At 68.2% G+C, this 24,751-nt stretch carries 24 protein-coding genes; 19 read left to right on the top strand and 5 right to left on the bottom strand.

The window, feature by feature from the left end:
- The first annotated feature begins 71 nt into the window (after window positions 1–71).
- From atpA to GA707_RS01080, 5 genes are all read left to right on the top strand, one after another.
- Window positions 72–1,715, top strand: a complete 1,644-nt coding sequence (gene atpA, locus GA707_RS01100) for a F0F1 ATP synthase subunit alpha (RefSeq protein WP_152176579.1) — start codon at window positions 72–74, stop codon at window positions 1,713–1,715.
- Between the two features lie 61 nt (window positions 1,716–1,776).
- Entirely contained in the window at window positions 1,777–2,682 is a 906-nt protein-coding gene (locus GA707_RS01095; RefSeq protein ID WP_152176578.1) for a F0F1 ATP synthase subunit gamma, read from the top strand.
- A gap of 13 nt (window positions 2,683–2,695) precedes the next feature.
- Window positions 2,696–4,156, top strand: coding sequence for a F0F1 ATP synthase subunit beta (gene atpD / locus GA707_RS01090; RefSeq protein WP_152176577.1), 1,461 nt, complete (start codon window positions 2,696–2,698; stop codon window positions 4,154–4,156).
- Complete coding sequence (locus tag GA707_RS01085) at window positions 4,156–4,425, top strand: F0F1 ATP synthase subunit epsilon (protein WP_152176576.1); 270 nt, start codon at window positions 4,156–4,158, stop codon at window positions 4,423–4,425. The genes atpD and GA707_RS01085 overlap by 1 nt, the downstream gene beginning before the upstream one ends.
- 36 nt (window positions 4,426–4,461) lie before the next feature.
- The gene (locus GA707_RS01080; RefSeq protein WP_152176575.1) at window positions 4,462–4,929 is read left to right on the top strand and encodes a DUF2550 family protein; all 468 of its coding nucleotides are present in this window, start codon (window positions 4,462–4,464) and stop codon (window positions 4,927–4,929) included.
- A gap of 19 nt (window positions 4,930–4,948) precedes the next feature.
- Here the strand turns inward: GA707_RS01080 and GA707_RS01075 are convergent, their stop codons facing one another.
- Window positions 4,949–5,620, bottom strand: coding sequence for a cob(I)yrinic acid a,c-diamide adenosyltransferase (locus GA707_RS01075; RefSeq protein WP_152176574.1), 672 nt, complete (start codon window positions 5,618–5,620; stop codon window positions 4,949–4,951).
- 63 nt (window positions 5,621–5,683) lie between these two features.
- Between GA707_RS01075 and GA707_RS01070 the strand changes: the two genes are divergently transcribed.
- The 3 genes from GA707_RS01070 (at window position 5,684) to GA707_RS01060 (ending at window position 9,349) form a co-directional block, all read left to right on the top strand.
- On the top strand, window positions 5,684–6,775 hold the full coding sequence (locus tag GA707_RS01070) for an acyltransferase family protein (protein WP_152176573.1): 1,092 nt from the start codon (window positions 5,684–5,686) through the stop codon (window positions 6,773–6,775).
- An 87-nt stretch (window positions 6,776–6,862) separates the two neighbouring features.
- A complete protein-coding gene (locus tag GA707_RS01065; RefSeq protein ID WP_255425026.1) occupies window positions 6,863–8,878 on the top strand; it encodes a protein meaA in 2,016 nt (671 codons plus the stop codon).
- A gap of 21 nt (window positions 8,879–8,899) precedes the next feature.
- Complete coding sequence (locus tag GA707_RS01060) at window positions 8,900–9,349, top strand: hypothetical protein (protein WP_152176571.1); 450 nt, start codon at window positions 8,900–8,902, stop codon at window positions 9,347–9,349.
- Window positions 9,350–9,430: 81 nt separating this feature from the next.
- Here GA707_RS01060 and nucS read toward each other — a convergent pair whose 3' ends face one another.
- Window positions 9,431–10,126 carry an endonuclease NucS gene (nucS, locus tag GA707_RS01055; RefSeq protein WP_152176570.1) on the bottom strand — a complete coding sequence of 232 codons (696 nt, stop codon included), beginning with the start codon at window positions 10,124–10,126 and terminating at the stop codon, window positions 9,431–9,433.
- An 86-nt stretch (window positions 10,127–10,212) separates the two neighbouring features.
- Between nucS and GA707_RS01050 the strand changes: the two genes are divergently transcribed.
- Window positions 10,213–10,608, top strand: coding sequence for a hypothetical protein (locus GA707_RS01050; protein WP_152176569.1), 396 nt, complete (start codon window positions 10,213–10,215; stop codon window positions 10,606–10,608).
- A 98-nt stretch (window positions 10,609–10,706) separates the two neighbouring features.
- Window positions 10,707–12,485, top strand: coding sequence for a 3-hydroxyacyl-CoA dehydrogenase family protein (locus GA707_RS01045; RefSeq protein WP_152176568.1), 1,779 nt, complete (start codon window positions 10,707–10,709; stop codon window positions 12,483–12,485).
- 119 nt (window positions 12,486–12,604) lie between these two features.
- Here GA707_RS01045 and GA707_RS01040 read toward each other — a convergent pair whose 3' ends face one another.
- Together GA707_RS01040 and ccrA are read right to left on the bottom strand one after the other, a co-directional pair.
- Complete coding sequence (locus tag GA707_RS01040) at window positions 12,605–14,056, bottom strand: AI-2E family transporter (protein ID WP_226963444.1); 1,452 nt, start codon at window positions 14,054–14,056, stop codon at window positions 12,605–12,607.
- Window positions 14,057–14,136: 80 nt separating this feature from the next.
- Complete coding sequence (ccrA, locus tag GA707_RS01035) at window positions 14,137–15,477, bottom strand: crotonyl-CoA carboxylase/reductase (protein WP_152176567.1); 1,341 nt, start codon at window positions 15,475–15,477, stop codon at window positions 14,137–14,139.
- 135 nt (window positions 15,478–15,612) lie between these two features.
- On the opposite strand from ccrA, the gene GA707_RS01030 reads away from it, so the two are divergent.
- Window positions 15,613–15,867 (top strand): hypothetical protein, encoded by a 255-nt coding sequence (locus GA707_RS01030; RefSeq protein ID WP_152176566.1) that lies wholly within the window; start codon window positions 15,613–15,615, stop codon window positions 15,865–15,867.
- Between the two features lie 128 nt (window positions 15,868–15,995).
- Here GA707_RS01030 and mce read toward each other — a convergent pair whose 3' ends face one another.
- Window positions 15,996–16,439, bottom strand: a complete 444-nt coding sequence (mce, locus tag GA707_RS01025) for a methylmalonyl-CoA epimerase (protein ID WP_152176565.1) — start codon at window positions 16,437–16,439, stop codon at window positions 15,996–15,998.
- Window positions 16,440–16,642: 203 nt separating this feature from the next.
- Between mce and GA707_RS01020 the strand changes: the two genes are divergently transcribed.
- From GA707_RS01020 to GA707_RS00985, 8 genes are all read left to right on the top strand, one after another.
- Complete coding sequence (locus tag GA707_RS01020; RefSeq protein ID WP_152176564.1) at window positions 16,643–17,842, top strand: acetyl-CoA C-acetyltransferase; 1,200 nt, start codon at window positions 16,643–16,645, stop codon at window positions 17,840–17,842.
- Window positions 17,843–17,872: 30 nt separating this feature from the next.
- A complete protein-coding gene (gene meaB / locus GA707_RS01015; protein ID WP_152176563.1) occupies window positions 17,873–18,874 on the top strand; it encodes a methylmalonyl Co-A mutase-associated GTPase MeaB in 1,002 nt (333 codons plus the stop codon).
- Window positions 18,875–19,037: 163 nt separating this feature from the next.
- Window positions 19,038–19,658 carry a hypothetical protein gene (locus GA707_RS01010; RefSeq protein WP_152176562.1) on the top strand — a complete coding sequence of 207 codons (621 nt, stop codon included), beginning with the start codon at window positions 19,038–19,040 and terminating at the stop codon, window positions 19,656–19,658.
- Window positions 19,655–20,638, top strand: coding sequence for a hypothetical protein (locus GA707_RS01005; protein WP_152176561.1), 984 nt, complete (start codon window positions 19,655–19,657; stop codon window positions 20,636–20,638). The genes GA707_RS01010 and GA707_RS01005 overlap by 4 nt, the downstream gene beginning before the upstream one ends.
- A gap of 21 nt (window positions 20,639–20,659) precedes the next feature.
- The gene (locus GA707_RS01000; protein WP_152176560.1) at window positions 20,660–21,601 is read left to right on the top strand and encodes a co-chaperone YbbN; all 942 of its coding nucleotides are present in this window, start codon (window positions 20,660–20,662) and stop codon (window positions 21,599–21,601) included.
- A gap of 131 nt (window positions 21,602–21,732) precedes the next feature.
- Window positions 21,733–22,644: an esterase family protein gene (locus GA707_RS00995; RefSeq protein WP_152176559.1), complete on the top strand. Its 912-nt coding sequence runs from the start codon at window positions 21,733–21,735 to the stop codon at window positions 22,642–22,644.
- Between the two features lie 52 nt (window positions 22,645–22,696).
- Window positions 22,697–23,455 (top strand): esterase family protein, encoded by a 759-nt coding sequence (locus GA707_RS00990; protein ID WP_226963443.1) that lies wholly within the window; start codon window positions 22,697–22,699, stop codon window positions 23,453–23,455.
- A gap of 32 nt (window positions 23,456–23,487) precedes the next feature.
- Complete coding sequence (locus tag GA707_RS00985; RefSeq protein ID WP_152176558.1) at window positions 23,488–24,744, top strand: RimK family alpha-L-glutamate ligase; 1,257 nt, start codon at window positions 23,488–23,490, stop codon at window positions 24,742–24,744.
- Window positions 24,745–24,751: the final 7 nt, after the last annotated feature.

Below are 24,751 nucleotides of genomic sequence, written 5' to 3'. Positions count from 1 at the left end.
GACACCCGAGCACAGCCAGCACACGACGCCGGTCCGGAGCAGGACCGGAACATCGAGGAGAAGAGACAGACATGACGGAGCTTTCGATCCGTCCGGATGAGATCCGGGACGCACTGGACAGCTACGTCCAGTCCTACGAGCCCGGGACGGCATCCCGGGAAGAGGTTGGTCGCGTCATCGACGCCGGCGACGGCATTGCCCACGTCGAGGGCCTGCCCTCGGCCATGACGAACGAACTGCTGGAGTTCGAGGACGGAACCCTCGGCATCGCGCTGAACCTCGATGTCCACGAGATCGGTGTCGTCATCCTCGGTGACTTCTCCAAGATCGAGGAGGGTCAGGCGGTCAAGCGCACCGGCGAGGTCCTCTCCGTCCCGGTCGGTGACGCGTTCCTCGGCCGTGTCATCAACCCACTCGGCACCCCCATCGACGGGCTCGGGGACATCGCCTCCGAGGAGCGGCGCGCGTTGGAGCTCCAGGCGCCCACCGTCGTGCAGCGCAAGTCCGTCCACGAGCCGCTCCAGACGGGTCTGAAGTCGGTGGACGCCATGACGCCCATCGGGCGCGGCCAGCGGCAGCTCATCATCGGCGACCGGCAGACCGGCAAGACCACCGTGGCCGTCGACACGATCATCAACCAGAAGGAGTTCTGGGAGACCGGGGACCCGGCGAAGCAGGTCCGCTGCATCTATGTCGCGATCGGTCAGAAAGGCTCGACGATCGCCTCCGTGCGCGGTGTCCTCGAGGAGGCCGGCGCGATGGAGTACACCACCATCGTCGCCGCTCCCGCCTCGGACTCCGCCGGCTTCAAGTACCTTGCTCCGTACACCGGCTCCGCCATCGGCCAGCACTGGATGTACCAGGGCAAGCACGTCCTCATCGTCTTCGACGACCTCTCCAAGCAGGCCGAGGCCTACCGAGCCGTCTCGCTCCTGCTGCGTCGGCCGCCCGGGCGTGAGGCCTACCCGGGCGACGTGTTCTACCTCCACAGCCGCCTGCTCGAGCGCTGCGCCAAGCTCTCCGACGACCTCGGTGCGGGCTCGATGACCGGCCTGCCGATCATCGAGACCAAGGCGGGTGACGTCTCGGCCTACATTCCGACCAACGTCATCTCGATCACCGACGGCCAGATCTACCTGCAGGCCGACCTCTTCAACTCCAACGTCCGCCCGGCCATCGACGTCGGTGTCTCGGTGTCCCGCGTCGGTGGCGCGGCACAGATCAAGGCGATGAAGTCCGTGTCCGGCCGACTCAAGCTCGACCTCGCGCAGTACCGCGCCCTCGAGGCGTTCGCGATGTTCGCGTCCGACCTCGACCCGGCCTCCCGCGCTCAGCTGGCGCGAGGTGCCCGCCTCGTCGAGCTGCTGAAGCAGCCTCAGTCGGCGCCGTACCCGGTCGAGGAGCAGGTTGTCGCCATCTGGATGGGCACGACCGGGCAGCTGGACTCCGTGCCCGTCGAGGACGTTCGACGTTTCGAGTCCGAGTTCCTCGACCACCTACGCCGCTCCCGTGGCGAGCTCCTCGACGCGATTCGCGAGACCGGCACGTTCGAGGACTCGACCGCCGAGGCACTCCAGGGCGAGATCGACGAGTTCAAGAAGGGCTTCGAGCGTCGGGGCCATGACGGTCTCGTCGCCGGCAACGAGGCCGAGGAAGACGCGGCCGAGAAGGCCATGGAGTCCGACCAGGAGCAGATCGTCATCCAGAAGCGCTGACGCGCTCGGTGACGGACTGACCAGACGACCCCATTCACGATCCACAGGAAGGCGGAACACCATGGGAGCGCAGATCCGGGAGTACCGGCAGCGCATCCGCTCCGTCAGCGCGACGAAGAAGATCACCCGGGCCATGGAGCTCATGGCGGCGAGCCGTGTCGTCAAGGCCCAGCAGGCCGTGCGCGAGTCGTCTCCGTATGCCCGGGCGATCACCCGGGCCGTGTCGGCCGTCGCGACGTACTCGAGCGAGGACCACCCGCTCATCGGCGAGAAGGACCAGGTCAAGCGCGCCGGCGTCGTCATCATGACGTCCGACCGTGGGTTGGCCGGCGCGTACTCCTCCTCGGTCCTCAAGGAGAGCGAGCGACTGATCGCGAGACTGCGAGACGAGGAAGGCAAGGAGGTCGTGCCCTACCTCATGGGCCGGAAGGCCGTCGGGTACTACAAGTTCCGCGGCCGTGAGTACGCGCAGGAGTGGAGCGGCTTCTCGGAGAAGCCGAGGTTCGACATCGCCCGGGATGTGGGTCGGCGACTCACCGGCGACTTCCTCAAGAGCACCGAAGACGAGGGCGGGATCGACGAGGTCCATGTCGTCTTCACCCGGTTCGTCTCCATGGTCACCCAGGAGCCCGAGGTCATCCGGATGCTCCCCCTCGAGGTCGTCGAAGGAACCGAGCCGCCGGAGCCGGAGGACCTGCTTCCGCTCTACGAGTTCGAGCCCTCGCCCGACGAGGCACTCGACCTCCTCCTGCCGAAGTACGTCAACGCTCGGCTGTTCAACTGCATGCTCCAGTCCGCGGCCTCGGAGCTCGCGGCACGTCAGCGCGCGATGAAGTCCGCTACGGACAACGCCGAGGAGCTCATCAAGAAGTACACCCGACTGGCCAACCAGGCCCGTCAGGCCGAGATCACCCAAGAGATCAGCGAAATCGTCGGCGGCGCCAGCGCCCTCGCCGAGAGCAAGTGAGGAAGAGAGCCACATGACTGCGACTGTCACCGAGACCTCGACGACGGCTCAGGCGCCGGGAGGCGTGGGGCGGGTCTCCCGCATCATCGGCCCGGTCGTCGACGTCGAGTTCCCCGCCGACGCGATGCCCGAGCAGTACAACCTGCTCACGACCGAGGTCGCGCTGGGCGGCGAGACCAAGCTCATCAACCTCGAGGTCGCCCAGCACATCGGCGACAACATGGTGCGCGCCATCTCCCTGCAGCCGACCGATGGACTGGTCCGTGGCACCCGGGTCCAGGACACCGGCGGACCGATCACCGTTCCCGTCGGCGACGTCACCCTCGGCCGCGTCTTCAACACGACCGGGGTCTGTATGAACCTCGCGGAGGGTGAGACGCTCGACATCACCGAGCGCTGGGGGATCCACCGACAGGCTCCGGCCTTCGACCAGCTCGAGTCCAAGACCCAGATGTTCGAGACCGGTATCAAGGTCATCGACCTGCTGACCCCGTACGTCCAGGGTGGGAAGATCGGCCTGTTCGGCGGTGCCGGCGTGGGCAAGACGGTGTTGATCCAGGAGATGATCGCCCGGGTCGCGCGTGACCACGGTGGCGTCTCGGTCTTCGCCGGAGTCGGCGAGCGGACCCGTGAGGGCAACGACCTCATGGTGGAGATGGAGGAGGCGGGAGTCCTCGGGCAGACCGCCCTCGTGTTCGGTCAGATGGACGAGCCTCCGGGCACCCGACTCCGCGTCGCCTTGTCCGCGCTGACCATGGCCGAGTACTTTCGCGACGTCCAGAAGCAGGACGTCCTCCTCTTCATCGACAACATCTTCCGTTTCACGCAGGCAGGCTCGGAGGTCTCGACCCTGCTCGGCCGGATGCCTTCCGCGGTCGGCTACCAGCCCACGCTCGCCGACGAGATGGGTGTGCTCCAGGAGCGCATCACGTCGACGCGTGGACATTCGATCACCTCGATGCAGGCGATCTACGTTCCCGCGGACGACTACACCGACCCTGCCCCGGCGACGACGTTCGCGCACCTCGATGCCACCACCGAGCTCTCGCGTGAGATCGCCTCACTCGGTATCTACCCCGCCGTGGACCCGCTGACGTCGACCAGCCGGATCCTCGACCGTCGCTACATCAGCGAGGATCACTACTCCACTGCGGTTCGGGTCAAGCAGATCCTGCAGCGCAACAAGGAGCTCCAGGACATCATCGCGATCCTCGGTATCGACGAGCTGTCCGAGGAGGACAAGATCCTCGTCAACAGGGCGCGCCGGATCCAGCGGTTCCTCTCGCAGAACACCTACGTGGCCAAGCAGTTCACCGGCATCGAGGGGTCGACGGTTCCGCTCAGCGACACGGTCGAGGCCTTCGCCAAGATCGCCGACGGCGACTATGACCACATCGGTGAGCAGGCCTTCTTCATGTGTGGTGGCCTCGACGATGTCGAGCGTCAGTGGGCCGAGATCCAGAAGAACCTCTGATGTCCGTCCTCGAGGTCCAGCTCGTCGCCGCGGATCGGCTCGTGTTCCAGGGCGAGGCGACGCTCGTGCGAGCCCGAACCCTCTCCGGGGAGCTGGGGATCATGCCGGGCCACCAACCCCTCCTCGGCGTCCTTGTCGAGGGCGAGGTCAAGATCAACGGAACCGATGGCGTCCGCACCGCGCGGATCGACTCCGGATTCCTGTCCGTCGACCACGACCGGGTGACCATCGTGGCCGAAGAGGTCGACGCCGGCGACCTCGCCTCCTGACGAGGTTCGTCGTCGGGCAGAGATTCGCCAGAGCCAGTGGACGACCTCGTCGATGACGTCGAGCAGGTGCCCCTCTATGCCGCGGAAGCGGTTGGAGGGGCACTTCTCGTCGGGCTGGTCATCGGTGCGGCGCTACTCGGGTACTTCTTCGTTCGCAGACTGCGGATCGCGGCGAGTGCACCGAGCCTGTCGTGTGGCCTGCGAGACAAGGGGCGAGGTCGCTGGCGCTCGGCCTTCATCAGACTCGGTCACGCGGAGCTGGACTGTTTCGCCGTCTTCGGGATCGGACTGAAGCCGATTCGCAGCTGGCCCCGGGCCGCACTGGACATCGGACCACCGCGGAAAGCGGGCGGTGGCGTTCCGGGTCTGCGAGATCCCGTCATCATCTCGGTTGCGGCGGTGGGCCGCACGGGGGGCGTCGAGCTGGCGATCGAACGCAGCGCTTACCCCGCTCTCCGGTCATGGGCCGAGTCCGGACCACCGAGAGCCAACTCCGTCGTCTGACCTGTTCGAGCGTCTGGACTCAGTCGGTCGCGGACCGTGCCGATCTGTTGCGGCCACGGCGCTCGGGTTCGGCGATTCGGCCACCACCCGGTTGCCAGAGAACGTCGCCTTGCCTCCCGCCTTCGGTCGTGTCGATATTGGCGACCCGCGCGAGGATGAACAACAGATCCGAGAGACGGTTGAGATAGGTGGCGGCCAGAGGGTTGACGCCTCCGTGTCCCTTCTCGGTCGCCGGCTCCGTGCCGTAACGCTCCGCCGCCGCCCATGCCGATCGCTCGGCCCTCCGCACAACAGTGAGCGCGTGGTGGAGGTGTGCAGCGGCCACGGATCCGCCGGGCAGGATGAACGACCGCAGCGGCGGAAGTGACTCCAGGTATCGGTCGCAGTCCTCTTCGAGCTCGTCGATCCACTCCGCACGCACCCTGAGCGGCTCGTACTCGTACACCTCCTGTAGCGGCATGCACAGGTCCGCACCGACGTCGAAGAGGTCGTTCTGGACGCGACGCAGGACCTGTGACACGTCCTCGCCCAGACCGGAAGCGGTCAGGGCGACCCCGATGACCGCGTTCGCCTCGTTGGTGTCGGCGTATGCGCTCAGTCGGACATCGGTCTTCGATACGCGCGAGAAGTCACCCAGACCCGTGGTTCCCTGGTCGCCGGTCCGGGTGTAGATCTTCGTGAGGTTGACCATGACCCCAGCCTCTCAGACGTGCCGACCATCCACTTGGTCGCGGTCCCGCTAAGGTCACGTGTCGTGAGCCTCGACCGGTCGGCGACCCCTCTCGCGACCCGTACCGCGCGCGTTCCGCTGCTCGATGTCCTGCGCGGAACGGCGATACTCTGCATGCTCATCGCACACGGCCTGCCCTTCCTGGTCACCCTCACCCTCTCGGAGCCGGTCCTCCTGCTCACCTCGTCGATCAACCGGGTGGCCTCTCCGCTGTTCGGCTTCGCGATGGGCGCGGCTGCAGCTCTCGTCTGGGCTCGCCACGAGGTCGCCGAGGATCCTGTGCGCCGGGTCCTGGTCGATATAGGTCGCGGTGTCGTCGTCTATGCGATCGGGGTACTCGTCGTCGAGCTCAACACCTGGGTCGCCGTTGTGCTCCAGGTGCTCGGTGTGCTCATGATCATCGGCATCCCCGTCGCAGCCCTGGCGGGAGCGGCGATCCGACGCAGCGAGCTCGGCGACACCACCCTGGTGTGGCTCCTGGCGGGCCTCACCCTGTTCCTGTTCGTGGCGGCTCCCTGGATCACGGGCGAGCTCGCACCCGACAGGCTTTCGAACGGGACCACCGGAGGGCTCGAGGAACTCCGGGCCGCCTTCATCGCCGGCAGCAGCTACCGCGCCGTCTCACTGCTCCCGTTCTTCGCACTGGGGGCCCTCGTCGCGACGAGCGGTCTCGTGTCACGCCCGCGTGCCCTCGCGCTCGTCGCCACCCCGGTTGCGGCTGCGTGCCTGCTGATCGTCGCGGCAACGGGAGCCCTCGGAGGGACCGAGCTGTCGGGTGACGTCAGTGACCAGCTGAGCGACCTCACCCTGGTCCTGATCGCGGTCGCGATGGTCTCGGGCGTCGTCGCCTTCGGGGGGCGGCCGGCGGTTCCGGTGTGGACCTGGGTCGCCGATCTCGGCGCGATCGCCCTGAGCGTGTACGTGCTTCAGCTCATCGTGCTGCGGCCGCTGATGGACTGGCAGGGCTGGCTGACCTCGGAGTGGCTCGCGATGCTCAGTCTTGCGGCACTCGTCGTCGTGCCGAGTGTCGTGATGATCGCATGGCGACGCATCCTCGGCGCTGGGCCCCTGGAGCGCCTGGTTGCGCTCGTCACAGGCGGGCGCCGTGCGACCTGATCGGCTTGTATGTTCGGGAGCATGACTGCGCCCGAGAACGATTCGTCGACCCGGACCGGCCGAGCCCAACGGGACCGCCCTTGGGTGATGAGGACCTACGCGGGCCATTCGAGCGCTACCGCGAGCAACGAGCTCTACCGACGCAACCTGGCGAAGGGGCAGACCGGCCTGTCGGTGGCGTTCGACCTGCCGACCCAGACCGGCTACGACCCCGACCACGTCCTGGCTCGCGGTGAGGTCGGCAAGGTCGGCGTGCCGATCTCCCACATCGGCGACATGCGCCGTCTCTTCGACGGGATCCCACTCGAGGAGATGAACACCTCGATGACCATCAACGCCACCGCGATGTACCTCCTCGCGCTGTACCAGGTCGTTGCTGAGGAACAGGCCGTCGCTGCGGGGTGCAGTCCCGACGAGGTGGTTCGACAGCTTGCCGGTACGACGCAGAACGACATCATCAAGGAGTACCTGTCGAGGGGTACCTACGTCTTTCCGCCCGGTCCGTCGATGCGGCTGATCACCGACATGGTGACCTACACGGTCGAGCACATGCCGAGATGGAATCCGACGAACATCTGCAGCTATCACCTGCAGGAGGCGGGGGCGACGCCGGTCCAGGAGATCGCCTATGCGATGAGCACCGCGATCGCGGTCCTCGACGCGGTCCGGGACACGGGGGTGGTCGCGCCGGAGGACTTCGGTGCGGTCGTCGCCAGGATCTCCTTCTTCGTCAACGCCGGCGTGCGCTTTGTCGAGGAGATGTGCAAGATGAGGACCTTCGTCTCGCTCTGGGACGAGCTGACCCGCGACCGCTACGGCGTTTCCGAACCCCGTCAGCGGCGGTTCCGCTATGGGGTGCAGGTCAACTCCCTCGGGCTCACCGAAGCGCAGCCGGAGAACAATGTCCAGCGCATCCTCCTCGAGATGCTCGCGGTCACGCTCTCCAAGGACGCGCGCGCCCGCGCGGTCCAGCTCCCGGCCTGGAACGAGGCCCTCGGACTGCCTCGCCCGTGGGACCAACAGTGGTCTCTTCGGATGCAACAGGTGCTTGCGTTCGAGACCGATCTGCTCGAGTACGACGACATCTTCACCGGATCGGAGGTCGTCGAAGCCAAGGTGCGGGAGCTCGTCGAGGGAGCCCGTGCAGAGATGACTCGCATCGAGGACATGGGTGGAGCCGTCGCGGCAGTGGAAACCGGCTACATGAAGTCCGCGCTGGTCGCCTCGCACGCAGCACGTCGTCAGCGCATCGAGAACGGCCTCGATGTCGTCGTCGGCGTGAACCGCTTCGAGACCAGCGAGCCGAGTCCCCTCACCGCCGACCTCGACACCGCCATCCAGACGGTGGATGCCGACGTCGAGGCCAAGGCCGTCGCGGCCGTACGAGGCTGGCGAGCGGATCGGGATGCGGACGAGGGGCGCCGCACGCGCGCGACGGCGGCGCTCCGGGCGCTGCGCACAGCGGCCGAGACATCGGTGAACCTCATGCCCGCCTCGCTCGAGTGCGCCCGGGCCGGGGTGACCGTGGGTGAGTGGACCGCGACCCTGAGGGAGGTGTTCGGCGAATACCGTGCGCCAACCGGGGTGAGCGGCTCGGTGGGGGTGGCCGATGCAGGGTCGGGGACGCTGGACGGCGTCCGCGCGGCGGTGTCGCGCACGGCGGACGAGCTGGGCGAGCGGCTGCGCGTCCTTGTCGGCAAGCCCGGGCTGGACGGGCACAGCAACGGCGCTGAACAGGTGGCCGTCCGAGCGAGGGATGCGGGCTTCGAAGTCGTCTACCAAGGCATCAGACTCACACCCGCCCAGATCGTGTCCGCAGCGGTGGCCGAGGACGTCCACCTCGTGGGTCTGTCCATCCTCAGCGGTTCGCACATGGAACTCGTGCCGGAGGTGCTCGACGGGCTGCGGGAAGCCGGCGCGGGTGATGTGCCTGTGGTCGTGGGCGGGATCATCCCGGAGGCCGATGCCGTTCGCCTGCGTCGGCTCGGGGTCGCAGCCGTCTTCACCCCGAAGGACTTCGGCCTCAACGACATCATGGGTCGATTCGTCGACATCATCCGCGAGTCGCGGGCACTCACCCCACTCGTCGTCGAGCCTGCGTGACGAGTCGGGGGGCATCCTTCCGTGGCCCTGCACTGTCCGGCCGTCGTCGTCATCGTTGCGCTCGCTGACGACGCTCAGGTCGAGGACGCGGACGTGCGGGTCGCCGACCTGCTGCGCGAGGAGAATGTGGCGGCGGTGTACTCCACCGGGAGCCGCGTCGCAACCGTGACGGCCGCGCGGCTGGCGGTTCGCCTCGGCCTGGCCCCACCGACCGAGGTCGTGCCCGGGGCCGAAGGATGGCAGGCGATCTCCGACGGACACCGTGGCGAAACAGTCCTTGTGGTCGACCGTGCGCCGGCTGTCGGACCGAACGGGCGGTGGGTCAGGTCGGGAGCTCGGTCCGCGACCGTCGCGGGCGGTGAGGGGGGTGCACGCGCGGTTGGTCCCGACGCCACCGCCGCGAGTCTCGACCTCGTCCGTCTCGAGATGGGAGACGACGGAACCCGTATCCTCCCGCCGCGCGATCCGTGACCTCTCCGACCGCGGCAGGAGCGCAGTCCTCGCGCGATGAGCACGGTCCGGGCCGGCTGGCGGTGGGCCTCACGGCACAACTCAGAAGAGTCGGTGTTCCGACCCGTCGATACCTCGGAGCTCGTCGTAGTCGAGGACGACGCACCGGATACCGCGGTCCTCGGCGAGCGTGCGGGCCTGCGGCTTGATCTGCTGAGCCGCGAAGACCCCGGTGACGGGGGCCAGGTGGGGATCACGGTTCATCAGCTCCACGTATCGCGTGAGCTGCTCGACGCCGTCGATCTCGCCACGTCGCTTGATCTCGATCGCCACCGTGGACCCGCGTCCGTCGCGAGCGAGGATGTCGACGGGTCCGATCGCCGTCATGAACTCCCGACGAATCAGGGTGTACCCCTCGCCGAGCGCAGTGATGTGCTCGGCCAGAAGCCGCTGCAGGTGAGCCTCCACACCGTCCTTGACCAGCCCGGGGTCGATGCCGAGCTCATGGGACGAGTCGTGCAGGACTTCGTGAATGAGGACGCGGAGCCGATCCTCGCCCTTGCTGTGCTGCACGCTCCAGACGATCTCGGCGCCCTCGCCTCGCTCGTGCTCCTCCGGCTCCCGCTCCGCCATCGCGCACGGAGGCGACATCCAGTTCAGGGGCTTGTAGGAACCGCCGTCACTGTGGACAAGAACCGATCCGTCGGCCTTGACCATGAGAAGTCTGGTCGCGAGGGGCAGGTGCGCAGACAGTCGGCCATCGTAGTCGACGGAGCACCGGGCAATCACGAGTCGCACGGCGGACCAGCCTACGGGGTCTTGTCGCGCCGGGGTACACGAGGGACACTGAGGCCATCGGCTCGACCCACACGGAGGAGGCGGTGATGGGCTTCGCCACGACCGTCATGTGGTTCGTCGTGGGAATCGTGCTGGCGCGGTGGCTTCTCGGGTGGTTGCTCGACGGCGTCCCACCCCGCCCCGTCCGCATCCTCGCTGCACTGCGTCCGAGGCGCCCGCGTTCGACCGTGAGCGAACCGACCAGAGCGGTCCTGCTCGAGCTCGAGCTGAGACGGATCGCGGACTGCATCCAGGCCGAGTACGCCAGCTGCCGACCCGCGAAGGCCGAGCGGCTTCGCAGCTGGGTCATCGCCTACGACAGGGTCCTGCTCGAGCTCTGCGAGGTCAGCGAGATTCCCCCGCCACGGCGTGGCCTGCCACTGTCCGCGGCTCAGCGGTTCGATCTTGAGCACGCTCTCGTCGGGTCCGGACGCTCGTGGTAGGTCGTTCTCGACGCGTGTAACCGAGGGAGACCGGAGAGTAAGAAGGGTCACGCCTCGACTGACTGCGGTCCGCCCAGGGGCTCTGCGAGGATCTGGCCATGACTCGTGACTTTTCGACCGTCGGTGTGATCGGCCTTGGCACGATGGGTGCCGGGATCGTGGAGGTCTTCGCTCGTAACGGTATCGACGTGGTAGCCGTCGAGGTGGACGATGCGGGGGTCGACCGGGGTCGTGGAGTGCTGGCCGCCAGCACGGGACGAGCCCTGGAGCGAGGAAAGATGGACCAAGAGGCCTACGACTCCCTCCACTCCCGGGTGAGATACACGACGAGTCTGGAGGACCTCGCGGGCGCCGACCTCGTCGTCGAAGCGGTGCCCGAGAGTCTCGAGCTCAAGAAGTCCGTGTTCACCCGGCTGGACGCCATCGTCGGCCCTGAGGCCGTGTTGGCGACCAACACCTCGTCCTTGCCCGTGACCGAGATCGCGGTCGCCACGACGAACCCCAAGCGTGTCGTCGGGATGCACTTCTTCAACCCGGCTCCGGTGCTCCAGTTCGTCGAGATCATCCGCACCGTCGTCACCGCGGACGAGGTGCTCGACGCCGTGAAGGCGTTCGCCGAGCGTCTGGGGAAGAGACCGGTCGTCGTCGGGGACCGCGCCGGCTTCATCGCCAACGCCCTGCTGTTCGGCTACCTCAACCACGCGGTGGCCATGTACGACAGCAGGTACGCGAGCAGGGAGGACCTCGACGCGGCCATGCGGTTCGGCTGTGGATACCCGATGGGTCCGCTCGCCCTGCTCGACCTCATCGGTCTCGACACGGCCTACGAGATCCTCGACACGATGTACCGGCAGGGACGCAACCGACTGCATGCGCCGCAGCCCATCCTCAAGCAGATGGTCAGCGCGGGTCTGAAAGGCCGCAAGAGCGGACAGGGCTTCTACACGTACGAAGCGCCCGGGAGCCCGGTCGTGGTCCCCGACGCCCAGACGCCATCGGGTGAGATACCGGAAGGCGTCCGGCTCCGTCCGGTGGCCACCGTCGGCGTCGTCGGCTCAGGAACGATGGCGACCGGCATCATCGAGGTCTTCGCGAAGTCCGGGCACGACGTCGTCTTCGTCGCTCGGACCGACGAGAAGGTGGCAGCCGTACGCGCGGCCATCGAGCGATCCAATGCCCGCATGATCGACAAGGGCAGGATGACCGCCGCCGATGCCGACGCGGTCCTCGCCCGGATCACGGGTGTGACCAGTCGCGACCGCCTGGCGTCGGTCGACCTGGTCGTCGAGGCGATCGCCGAAGACCTCGCGGTGAAGCAGGAGCTGTTCAGGGACCTCGACCGCATCTGCAAGCCGGGGGCCATCCTGGCGACGACCACCTCCTCGCTGCCGATCATCGACTGTGCCAAAGTGACGGCGCGGCCCGAGGATGTCGTCGGCATGCACTTCTTCAACCCCGCCCAGGTGATGAAGCTCGTCGAGGTGGTGCACACCGTCTCCACCTCACCCGAGGTCGTGGCCACGGTCCAGGACCTGTGCCGCCGGCTTGGCAAGGTCGCGGTGACGTGCGGAGACCGCAGCGGCTTCATCGTCAACGCTCTGCTCTTCCCCTACCTGAACGACGCGATCAAGATGCTCGAGGCGAACTACGCGTCGGCCGACGACATCGACACCGCCATGAAGACCGGCTGCAGTCTCCCGATGGGACCGTTCGAGCTCCTCGATGTCGTGGGCCTCGACGTTTCACTGGCCATCGAGCGCGAGCTGTACGTCGAGTTCCGCGAGCCTGGATTCGCTCCGGCTCCGCTGCTCGAGCACCTCGTGACCGCCGGGTATCTCGGCCGCAAGACCGGACGTGGCTTCCGGACGTACGCCTGAGACGGCCGTCCGTGCCTCGCCAGGACCGCTGCCTCGGACCGGGTCCAATACCGTGCCGGTCCTGCCCCTGCTCCGGTGCGGCCGTCGATCATGCTGCCGTTGATCAGTGCTGCCGTTGATCAGTGCTGCCGTTGACGCGGGAGCAGCACCTCCTCATAGAGCAGGAGCAGGCCCGCTGCGACAGGGATCGCCAAGAGCGCGCCGACCACGCCGAGCAGGGTGCCGCCGGCCAGAGCGGCGACGATCGTCACCGCTCCGGGGACCGAGACCGTCGAGGTCATGATCCGCGGGACGATGACGTAGTTCTCGATCTGCTGGTAGACGATGTAGTAGACCGCGACGATGAGAGCCATGCGGGGCTCGTAGAAGAAGGCGATGATTCCCACCACGACAGCCCCGATCGCGGCACCGACCATGGGGATGAGGCCGAACAGCCCGACCACGACGGCCAGGACCGCGGCATAGGGAATGCCGACGATGGTCATCATGATGTAGCTGCACAGCGCGTTGATCGTCGCGACGAGGCCCTGGCCAGCCGCGTAGGCGCCGGTCCGGCGCATGATCTCCTCGGACAGCGACACGATGCGGGGACGGCGCGAGGCGGGCACAGCGGCGTATGCGGCGTGCTTGATCCGTGGCAGCGTCGCAAGGAAGTACAGGGTGAGGATGAGAATCGTCAAGACCTGGAACACGCCGTTGACGACGGCCCGACCAGCGCCGAGTACCCCACCGAAGATCTGGGCGACGAGGCTCCCGTCCTGAATTCGCTTGGTGAACTCCTCCTGGGCTCGTTCGACGACCTGGTAGTCCGCGTCGAGCCGTTGGAGCCATGGCGACTGTAGGACCCGGGTGAAGTACTCGGGCACCTGACCCAAGAGCGCGGTTCCCTCGGAAATGACCGGCGGGACGACGAGCATGGCGACGAGCACAGTGGTGACGATGACGCCCGAGAACACGGCGATGACGGCCACGGACCGACGGACTCCTCGCGTGAGCAGCCGCTCCACCATCGGATTGAGGGCCAGGGTGAGGAAGAGGGCGACGGCGAGGATGGTCATCATCGTCGTCAACCGACCGACGAGCTGGAACAGGGTCCAGGCGACCAGCGCCCCGATCGTGGCCAGGAAGCCGAAGTAGAACGGTGACTGACGGTCGAAGGGGCGCCCCGCGAGGCCGTACGGGACGCGCGGGTCCGCCCGCTCCGGTCCCGGACTCGCTGGGCCGGTATGAGCCGTGTGGTCGGAGCGAACCTCGGCGGCCGGCTCGACGGTCGCGGCGCTGATCGGACCTGTTGCGTCTCCACGCGCAGCGGTGCTGTCGGCCGCGGTCCCCGCTGCGGACCCGGCGCCTCCGGGCTTCTCGGCGGCTCGGGGATCCGCGGTGGGCCCGCGCAGCGTTTCCCCGACCGGGTCCCGGGTGCCTGGACGGCCCGCGGCGCCGTCGCCGGCACCCACGGCCACGGCGGACGGTGCGGTTCGAAGACGGCGCGGGTGGTTGCTCTCGTGGAGGATCTGCCGCTGCCGTTGTCGGTAGGCGTTGAACCGACGCAGTGCGCCCCGGGGTGACCTCACGATCCCAACGATAGGCCCGCCCGCCGATCACCGATCGGCAGGCGGGCCCTCATGGTGCCCTTGCGTCGTCGAGACGACGTTCAGGCTCCGCGGAAGCGGTTGATGGCCGACTCGAACCGGGAACGCTTCTCGGGGTCGGAGACCCCGAGCCCCGGCGCCGGGGCGAGCGCGAGGACGCCCACCTTTCCCTGGTGGAGGTTGTGGTGCACGTCGAGCGCGGCCTGGCCGACCTCGTCCAGGCTGTAGGTCCGTGAGAGCGTGGGGTGGATGAGGCCTCGGTCGATGAGCTCGTTGGCCTCCCACGCCTCCCGGTAGTTCGCAAAGTGGCTCGAGATGATCCTCTTGAGGTTCATCCACAGGTATCGGTTGTCGTACTCGTGCATGTAGCCACTGGTCGAGGCGCACGTGGTGATGATGCCGCCCTTGCGGGTCACGTAGACACTTGCCCCGAACGTCTCCCGGCCCGGGTGCTCGAAGACGACGTCGACATCGTGCCCGCCGGTGAGCTCGCGGATACGTTTGCCGAGGCGCTGCCACTCCTTCGGGTTCTGCGCCGTGCCCTCGTCGTTCCAGAAGCGGTAGCCCTCCTCGCGTCGGTCGATGATGAGCTCGGCGCCCATGCTCCGACAGATGTCGGCCTTCTCCGCCGAGGACACGACGCAGATGGGAGTGGCGCCGCCGGCGAGCGCCATCTGCGTCGCGTAGGAACCGAGCCCGCCCGACGCCCCCCAGATGAGTACCCGGTCACCGAGCTTCATCCCCGCCCCGTTCTTCGAGATGAGCTGGCGGTATGCGGTGCTGTTCACCAAGCCCGGCGAGGCAGCCTCCTCCCACGACAGATGGGCGGGCTTCGGCATCAGCTGGTTGGCCTTGACGATCGCCAGCTCCGCAAGACCGCCGAAGTTCGTCTCGAAACCCCAGATGCGCTGCTCGGGGTCCATCATCGTGTCGTTGTGACCGTCGTGGTTCTCGAGCTCGACGGACAGGCAGTGAGCCACCACCTCCTGACCGGGCTTCCACAGGTGGACGCCCGGACCGGTGCGCAGCACGACGCCGGCGAGGTCGGAGCCGACCACGTGGTACGGCAGGTCGTGGCGCTTGGCGTACTCGTTGGTCCGGCCGTACCGCTCGAGGAAACCGAAGGTCGAGACCGGCTCGAAGATGCTGGTCCACACGGTGTTGTAGTTGATCGCGCTCGCCATGACTGCGACGAGTGCCTCTCCGGGTGCGAGCTCGGGGATCGGGACGTCGTCGATGTGAAGGGACCGGCGCGGGTCCTTGTCCCGGCTCTCCATGCCCTCGAACATCCCGACCTCGTCCTTGTGCACCGTGGCACCTCGGTACGACGCCGGCAATGGAATCGAGGAGTACGTCTCCGGGGCTCGGTCTCCGCTGAGAATGGCTTCGCGAATCTGCTCCATGGGCAGTGAACCTACCTATCCCCGGGCGACCTCCGGTCCGCTCTGAGACACGTCTCACGCCGAGGCGGGCCGGCGGTCTCGCAGCATGCGGAAAGGACTCTCGCCATGGGACCCTCGGCATGTCATCCTGAGCGGGTGAGTCCCTATCTGCCGGGCCACCCACCGAAGCAGCCGACCTCGTTCGGTCCGCCGCTCCTGCAGCTCACGCTGGGTGGTGCCCTCCTGGGTCTGGCGTGGTGGGCGAACGAGCACGCCAAGGCGGTGGCCGCGACCGATGTGTGGGCCTACAACGCCCTGTCGGCCATCAGCGTGCTGGCCGGGATCCTGTGGTTGCCGTTCGCGGTGGCGGCCCTCGTCGTCGTCATGCGTAACCGCCGCCGCCGCCTCTGACCTCCCTGCCCGTCGGATCGCTCTGTGCGTGACCCGCCCGGTCGGATGTCCGAAAGTCAGGGCGTGAGCGACCTCGACACCGTCGGCGCAGCGTCCCGCCGGAAGCGCAGACCGCCCGCAGCCTGCGCTCAGTGGCTGCTCTCCGAGGGTTCGACGAGCTCGACCAGAATGCCGCCGGCGTCCTTGGGGTGGATGAAGTTGACCCTGCTGTCGCTCGTGCCGCGCTTGGGCGAGTCGTAGAGCAGACGCATCCCGCGCTCGCGAAGGGTGGCACTGACCGCTTCGATGTCTCGGACCCGGTAGGCGAGCTGTTGGATGCCGGGGCCGGACCGGTCCAGGAACTTCGCGATGGTGGATTCGGGGGACAGGGGTGCGAGCAGCTGGATGCACGATCCGCTGTCGCCGACCGCCATCATCGCCTCGCGCACCCCCTGCTCCTCGTTGACCTCCTCATGGAGGAGGCGCATCCCGTAGGTCGTCGAGTAGAAGTCGACGGCGGCGTCGAGGTCGGATACCGCGACGCCCACGTGGTCGATCGCCGTGAACAGGTCGGGGGAGGAATCGGTGCCCATGCACCCACGGTAGTGAGCAAGCGGACCGCGGAGGAAGGTGGGGCCCGGGTGTAGCCAGGGTCACGGCTGGGGGACTGTGGCGTGCCGGACCCTCTCGCTAGAGTCGTGGTCAGGCATGACTCGAGGTCGATGTGGTCCGGTCAGCCCAGCGCGGCAGTGTCACGACGGCCGTTCGCGCACCCCGTCTACGTGAAAGGCACACCATGTCCGCCGATCCCACCGTCATCGTCGCCGGCGCCCGCACCCCTATGGGACGGATGAGCGGCTCCCTGAAGTCCTTCAGCGGTTCCGACCTCGGCGGCTTCGCCATCAGAGGCGCACTCGAGAAGGCCGGGGTGGCCGCTGACCAGGTCGACTACGTGATCATGGGGCAGGTCCTCACCGCCGGGGAAGGCCAGATCCCGGCCCGTCAGGCGGCCACCAAGGCCGGCATCCCCATGACGGTTCCGGCGTTGACCATCAACAAGGTGTGCCTCTCCGGAATCGACGCGATCGCGCTGGCCGACCAGCTGATCCGGGCCGGTGAGTTCGACGTCGTCGTCGCGGGTGGACAGGAGTCCATGACGAATGCGCCGCACCTCCTCGAGAAATCCCGTGACGGCTTCAAGTACGGCGATGTCACGATGCGTGACCACATGGCCCTCGACGGACTCTGGGACGCCTTCACGGACCAGGCGATGGGTCTGCTCACCGAACAGGCCAACACCTCGCCTCTCGAGTTCACCCGAACCGAGCAGGACGAGTTCGCGGCGCGGAGCCACCAGCTCGCCGCTGCCGCATGGAAGGACGGCTATCTCGATGACGAGGTGGTCCCGGTCCTCATTCCTCAGCGCAAGGGCGACCCCGTGGAGTTCCGCTCCGACGAAGGCATCCGCGCCGACACCACGGCCGAGTCCTTGGGCGCCCTCCGTCCGGCGTTCCGCAAGGACGGCACCATCACAGCCGGCTCGGCCTCCCAGATCTCCGATGGGGCGTGCGCGGTCGTCGTGATGAAGCGGTCCAGGGCCGAGGAGCTCGGCCTCTCATGGCTCGCCGAGATCGGCGCGCACGGTGTCGTGGCCGGCCCCGACTCGACGCTGCAGAGCCAGCCGGCCCGCGCCATCGAGGCCGCGTGCGCGAAGGAAGGTATCACTCCGAACGATCTGGACCTCGTCGAGATCAACGAGGCCTTCGCAGCCGTCGGGCTCGCATCGACGCAGGAGCTCGGGCTGGATCCCGACAAAGTCAACGTCAACGGCGGAGCCATCGCGATGGGGCACCCGATCGGCATGTCGGGGGCCAGGATCACCCTCCACCTCGCACTCGAGCTGCGACGACGCGGCGGCGGCGTGGGTGCTGCGGCTCTGTGCGGTGGCGGAGGTCAGGGCGACGCGCTCATCGTTCGGGTTCCGGCGCAGGGCTGAGGACTGAGCACCGTCACCGCCCACCGCACGGTGGACGTCGGCGTCCTGGTCGAGCAGGCCAGGGCCGGACGCCCGCGTGCCGTCGCCCGCCTGATCTCGCTGGTCGAGGATGCGCACCCGGCGCTGCGCGAGGTCATGGCTGCCCTGGCGCCCCACGCCGGTCACGCCCACGTTCTGGGCATCACCGGGTCACCCGGTGTCGGCAAGTCCACCACGACGAACGCACTGGTCGGTGCTCTGCGCAAGCGAGGACAGCGGGTCGGCGTCCTGGCGGTCGACCCCAGCTCCCCGTTCTCCGGGGGCGCGCTCCTCGGGGACAGGATCCGGATGTCCGACCATGCTCTCGACCCGGGGGTCTACATCCGGTCCATGGCAAGTCGCGGACATCTCGGCGGTGTCTCCTGGGCGACGCCGCAGGCCCTCCGGGTCCTCGACGCCGCGGGGTGCGACGTCATCCTCGTGGAGACCGTCGGCGTCGGGCAGAGCGAAGTCGAGATCGCCGGTCTCGCCGACACCTCCATCGTGCTCCTCGCGCCCGGGATGGGCGACGGCATCCAGGCGGCCAAGGCGGGGATCCTGGAGATCGGCGACATCTTCGTCGTCAACAAGGCGGATCGCGACGGTGCCGACGCCACCGTCCGCGACCTGCGCCACATGATCAGCCTCGGGGACCGTACCGAGCCGGGGCTCTGGCGTCCCCCGGTCATCAAGGCCGTCGCCCCGACTGGGGTCGGCGTCGACGACGTGCTGGAGGCGATCGACCGCCACCTCGCGTGGATGGAGAAGACCGGGACCCTGCACCGCCGCCGAGTTCGTCGAGCGGCCGATGAGATCGAGGCGATCGCCGTTGCGTCACTGCGCAGCCGAATGGGGGACCTCCGAGCCGGTCATCGACTGCGCGATCTCGCCGAGGCGCTCGTGGCCGGGGAGGGTGATCCCTACACCGCGGCAGACGGCCTGGTGGCGGCGCTCGCCGAGGCACATCGGGACGCGGCCGACGGGAACCCTGCGATGAGGCTGAACGTTCCCTGAAACGTTGCCGATTTGTGACCTAGGGTGGTTGTTTGCCATCGTGGAGGGTGATACACGCGCTCCGGTCTCCACGTCATGGTCGACCGACCGGCCTGATCGAGATCGATCGGGATCATCGCGTTCGACGCGACCTGCGCCACCCCAGCCACGAAGGACCTCCACCGTGACCACCATCCTGCGACGCCTGCTCGGCGTCGTCCTCATCCTCGCCGGACTCTCGGCCCTCGTCGTCGGCGGCTGGTTCGCCCGCGCCCTGGGGACCGAGGGCGCGGCCAGCTTCAGCACGACACCCAGCCCCGAGATGCCGGTCGTCATCGGCCCCGACACGAACGCCCGCACCGACATCCCGCTGACGATCACCGCGTCGGCGGACTCCGCGGTTCCCGTCACCGTCTCCATCGCGAGCCCGTCCGACGCGGATGCTCTTCTCGGTGACACCCGGCACAGCCGGGTGACCGGCGTCGAGGTCCGGGACTGGGCTCTGACGACCACGACCGACGGCACCGAGGACCCCGTTGTGCCCGCGACCGCGGACCTGTGGCGCAGCCAGAGCACGACCGACGGCTCGGCACAGGTCGAGGCCGACCTCGAGAGCGCCCCCGAGACCATGATCATCACCACCCCCGAGGGCAGCTCCCTCACCGACCTGACCATGACCTGGACCAACCCGGCCTGGTTCTACCAGGCGCTCGCGCTGGTCTTCGGGGGCCTGCTCGCCGTCCTCATCGGACTCGCGCTCGTCGTCTTCAGAGCCCGTCGCTCGTCCGAGGAGGTGGCCCGATGACCCGCGCCCGACGCATCGCCCTCGTCCTCGCGACCTCTGGCGTGCTCGCGCTGACCGGCTGCGGCATCGAGGAGCGCATCGTGCACCTGCAGCCGGCGCCGACCGAGAACGCCGAGGTCGGCGCACCGCTGCGGGTCGAAGCCGCCGAGCGCATCGCCGCCCGGGTGCTCACGCAGTCCGCGGAAGCTACGACGTCGGAACAGCGCGACGCGATCCAGGCCGGACCCGCGCTCCGGTTGGCCCGGGCGAAGGCAGCCGAGCCCGGAGCAACCGAGAGCACGGCCGCACCGGTCGTCGTGCCCGCGACGCCCACGATCCTGGCGATGTCCGAGGCGCAGGACTGGCCACGCGCCATCCTGGCCGCGACGCTGGACGAGACCACCCAGGTCCAGTCACTCCATGTCCTCGTCTCGACCGGCCCCACGGAGCAGTACGTCCACTTCGCCACGGCTCCGATGCTCGCCGGCACCTCGATCCCGTCACTCGGCGAGATCACCGACGGTGCGACCTTCGAGTCCGCCACGGACGAGGAGCCCACGGACGCCTCGGCGATCATGGAGGACTACGCCGCCGGCCTGGCCTACCCCGAGCCCGCGGAGGTGACCACCGTGTCCCACGACGACATCTTCGCGACCAGCCTGCTGCAGAACGCCAAGGAGCAGGACGACCAGCTGGGCGATCTCGGCGACCTGTCCCAGACCCACGGGGTCATCGACAACGCGACGGTGAGCTTCCGGACGGCCGACGGCGGGCTCGTCGTGTTCGGCCAGATGATGCGCACCGACTCCATCACGCTCACCGACGAGGCCAAGGAGCTGCAGGTCGAGGACGACCGCCTCCAGGACCTCTCCGGCGAGGACGTCGTGACCGACGGCTTCTCGGCCGAGTATCTCGAGAACGTCGTGCTCGTCGTCCCGGCCGATGCCCCGGGCGAGCTCATCGGCGCCGAGGAGATCCTCCGGCGCGCTGAGGGGGCGTGACCGTGGGGGAGAATGGCTGACATGTCCACTCCCTTCACCGCAGCCGCCCTGCGCGGCGCAGTCGACCTGTCCGGACTCAAGAAGCGCACCACCTCTTCCGGGAGTACTGCGACCTCCGCGGGCCCCGCTCATGGGGATGCCGCACCGGGTGGCGCGGTCATAGCCGTCACCGACGCCACCTTCCAACAGGCGGTCGCGACGACCACGTCGGTGGCAGCCGTCCTGGTGCTCTACTCGAGCGCGATCCAGGAGTCGGTGGACTTCGTCGACGTCGTGCGGTCCGCCGCCGACGGCAAGGGTGGCCGCCTGCAGGTCATGGCGGCCGACATCGACTCCGAGCTCGCGATCCGGCAGGCGTTCCAGGTGCAGAGCGTCCCGGTGGTGCTCGGTCTGGTCAAGGCCCGACCCGTGCCCCTCTTCGGGGGGGTGTACTCCCGCGAGGAGGTTGCCGGGGTTTTCGACCAGCTGGTCGAGCTGGCCACCCAGCAGGGCGTCACGGGCAGCGTTTCCATCCCCGAGTCCGGCGACACGTCGCCGGCTGACGAGCCGGTGTCGGTCCATCACGAGGCCGCGTTCGCCGCCATCGAGGCGGGCGATCTCGACGCCGCACGCACCGCATACGAGTCGGCTCTGGCGGAAGATCCGGGTGACGACGACGCACGCCTCGGCCTGGCGCAGGTGGCGCTGTTGCAGCGGACCCAGGGTGTCGATCTCCAACAGGCGCGCGCCGCAGCAGCGGCAGACCCCCGGGATGTCGAGGCGGTGCTCCGAGTCGCCGATCTCGACGTGCTCGGCGGCCATATCGACGACGCGTTCACCCGCCTCGTCGACCTCGTGCGGGTGACCTCCGGGCCGGACCGCGAACGCGTGCGGACCCACCTGATCGGCCTGTTCGACGTCGTCGGGCCCGCCGACGACCGGGTGCGCCGCGCCCGGACGGCTCTGATGAGTGCCCTCTTCTGAGCCCGTCGCCTGCGAATCGATGGTCCCGACCGAGCGGAGAGATCGTTCTCGGCTTCCCGTCCGGACCCCGGGACACCGCGGCGCGCCTCCTCTGTGACCCGGCGATCCCCGGAGACCGGACCTTTCGCCGGATGGGCACGGGGGACTGGGAGATCTCCCTCCCGCGCCCGCCCGTCGACCGGTTCGAGTACCGGTTCGAGGTGACGCGCGGCCACCGCGTGGTCACGGTCCTCGATCCCGCCAACGCCGACCTCGTCGACACCCCAGACGGGCACCGGTCGGTCTGGCGGGCGCCCGGGTACCGGCCGCCGGCGTGGACGTCGGCGGAGGTCGCGCCAGGACGGTATGACCCGATGCCGGCCACGAGGCCGTTCACGGCCTCGGTCGAGCTGACCGTCTGGTCACCGGCCGGACTGGTCGCGTCCGAGCCGGCCGGCCTCCTCCTCGTCCTCGATGGTCCGGACTACGACAGGTATGCGTCGCTCACCCGACTCTGCGCGCATCTGATCGCCGAGGGGCACGTCCCGCCGGTCCGGTTGGCGCTCCTGTCCGCGACCCGGCGGGAGGAGTCCTACGCCGGCTCCCACGCCTTCCTCCAGGAGCTGACGGGGCCCGTCCTCCAGGAGCTCGACGACCGGTTCCCGAGGTCCGGGCCCGTGACCGTCCTCGGGGCATCGCTCGGCGGACTCACGGCGGTTCTTGCGGCGTTGACCGACCCGCGGATCAGTGGGGCCGTCGCGCAGTCCGGGTCCTTCTTCCATGCGTCGACCGACCCCGGCGAGCGGACCTTCCGCCACTACGACCGCATCGCCGCACATGTCGCCGCGATCCGCGACCTGCCCCGAACCGGAAGCCCCCTCGTCGTGGGGATGACCTGCGGGGAGCGTGAGGAGAACGCGCCGAACAACCGCCGGGTCGCGGCGGCCCTGCGGCGCGCCGGTCACCGCGTAGCGCACCACGAGGTGCCTGACCTGCACACCTTCATCGGGTGGCGCGACGCCCTCGAGCCGGTGCTCACCGACGTCCTGTCGACCACGTGGTGATCGGTCTGTGACAGTCCTCGCCGGGAGGCCCGCCGCACACTAGTGTTTCCCCATGCTCTTCCAGGGACGGGTCACCCAGCGCAGGATGACCGTGACCGGCGGCCCCCGCGACCTCCAGGTGATCCGGTACGGCCACTTCGGACGGCCGCTGTTGATGTTCCCCTCCGAGGCCGGGCAGGCCTGGCAACCGGCCGACTTCGGACTCATCGACGCCATCGCGCCGCTCATCGACGCGGGGAGGGTGACCGTCTTCACGGTCGACACACTCGATGACTGGACCTGGTCGGCATACGACGTCCCGACCGAGGAGCGTGCGCACCGGTACGGCGTCTACCAGCGCTGGATCACCGACTCCGTCGTCGCGTGGATCTACGACGAGCTCGGCGGCCCGACCGACATCATCACCAGCGGTGTGTCCATGGGTGCCTACCACGCGGTGCAGTGCGCTCTGAGCCGTGCGGACCTCTTCCCGCTGGCGATCGCCATGTCGGGCAACTACGACCCGGCGAGCTTCCGTGGTTTCGGTGAGACGGGTGACGCGACGTACTTCGCCAATCCGATGTCCTTCGTGCCCAACCTGCACGGGGACCATCTCGAGTGGTTGCGCTCGCGGGTCTCGCTCCTCCTCGTCGTCGGTCAGGGCCCGTTCGAGTGGGACCCGACCCGCGCATACCCGGGCACGCTCGCGTTCGCGGAGGCCCTCGCCGAGAAGGGCATCCCGCACGAACTCGACGTCTGGGGCCACGACAGCGCCCACGACTGGCCCTGGTGGCATCGACAGCTCGCCGCGCACCTTCCCCGCTTCGTCTGACAGCCACACCGGCACCCAAGGAGAGACGACCCATGACCGGATCCGCCGACCGCTCCCACCTCATCGGCCTCCTGCTCGGTGCCGAGGAGGACTGGCCCACGGCCTTCGAGACGATCGCCGCACGTCTCGGCGTGATCACGGCGCCGGACGGTGGCTCCCACGAGATCCGCACCGAGCGGATGACGATCGAGCCCTTCAACCTGCGCGACCGGTCCCGCCAGGACCTGGTGGTCGACCGCCTCGCCTACTGGTACTACCACCCCCGGGAATGGCTGAAGAAGGCGTCCCTCATGGACGACGTCTACCTGCTCAACAGCCCGTTCACGTTCCAGTCCATGGAGAAGCACTCGGCCTACTGCGCCTTGATCCGGCTCGGGATGAAGGTTCCGAACACCGTCCTGGTGCCGTACAAGAACCCTGTCGACAACGCTCGATGGGCCTACACCTCGGCCAAGTACAACCAGTCCTTCGACCTCGACGCGCTGGCGGAGGATCTCGGCTACCCCCTCTTCATGAAGCCCTTCGACGGCGGGGGCTGGCGAGGGGTCTCCCGGATCAAGGACCGGGATGCGTTGCACCGCGCCTACGACGAGTCCGGCGAGATGCTCATGCACCTGCAGGAGTCGATCGACGACTACGACGTCTTCGCCAGGGCCCTGACGATCGGTCCCGAGTCCATGGTGATGAAGTTCCAGCCGGACGAGCCGATGCACGACCGCTACGCCGTCTCGCACGGGTTCCTGTCCGACGCCGCGGGCCAGGAGGCGATCACGATCAGCCAGACCGTCAACGCGTTCTTCCGCTGGGAGTTCAACAGCTGCGAGATGCTCGTCAAGGACGACGTGATCTATCCGATCGACTACGCGAACGCCTGCCCGGACGTCGCCGTCACGTCGCTGCACTACTACTTCCCCTGGGCGATGAAGGCTCTGCTCAAGTGGTCCACGTACTGCGTGGTGACCGACCGCAGGGCACGAACCCAGGTAGACAGCGGACCGTGGTTCGAGATCGCCGACGACGACTCGCTCGACTACGGAACGCGTCTCGGGGCCTACCAGCGGCTCTGCGACGAGCACTTCGAGACCGAGCGGTACCGGGACTTCTGCGCCACCTCACTGCCGCACGTCGACGAGATGGTGCTCGACTGGGTGGCCTCGGACTCCTTCCGGGCGCTGCTGACGAGCACCATCCGGTCGACCTACCCGCCCCACGAATGGGACCGGTTCGAGGGCCACTTCGGTGGTCTGATCGACCTCTGGATCAAGGACGAGACGACCCGCCTGGGGTGAGTGGACT

The organism is Nostocoides sp. F2B08 (assembly GCF_009184895.1).
Classification (GTDB): Bacteria; Actinomycetota; Actinomycetes; order Actinomycetales; family Dermatophilaceae; genus F2B08.
The sequence above is the reverse complement of the archived record's forward strand: the minus strand, read 5'-3'. Positions and strand labels throughout refer to the sequence as shown.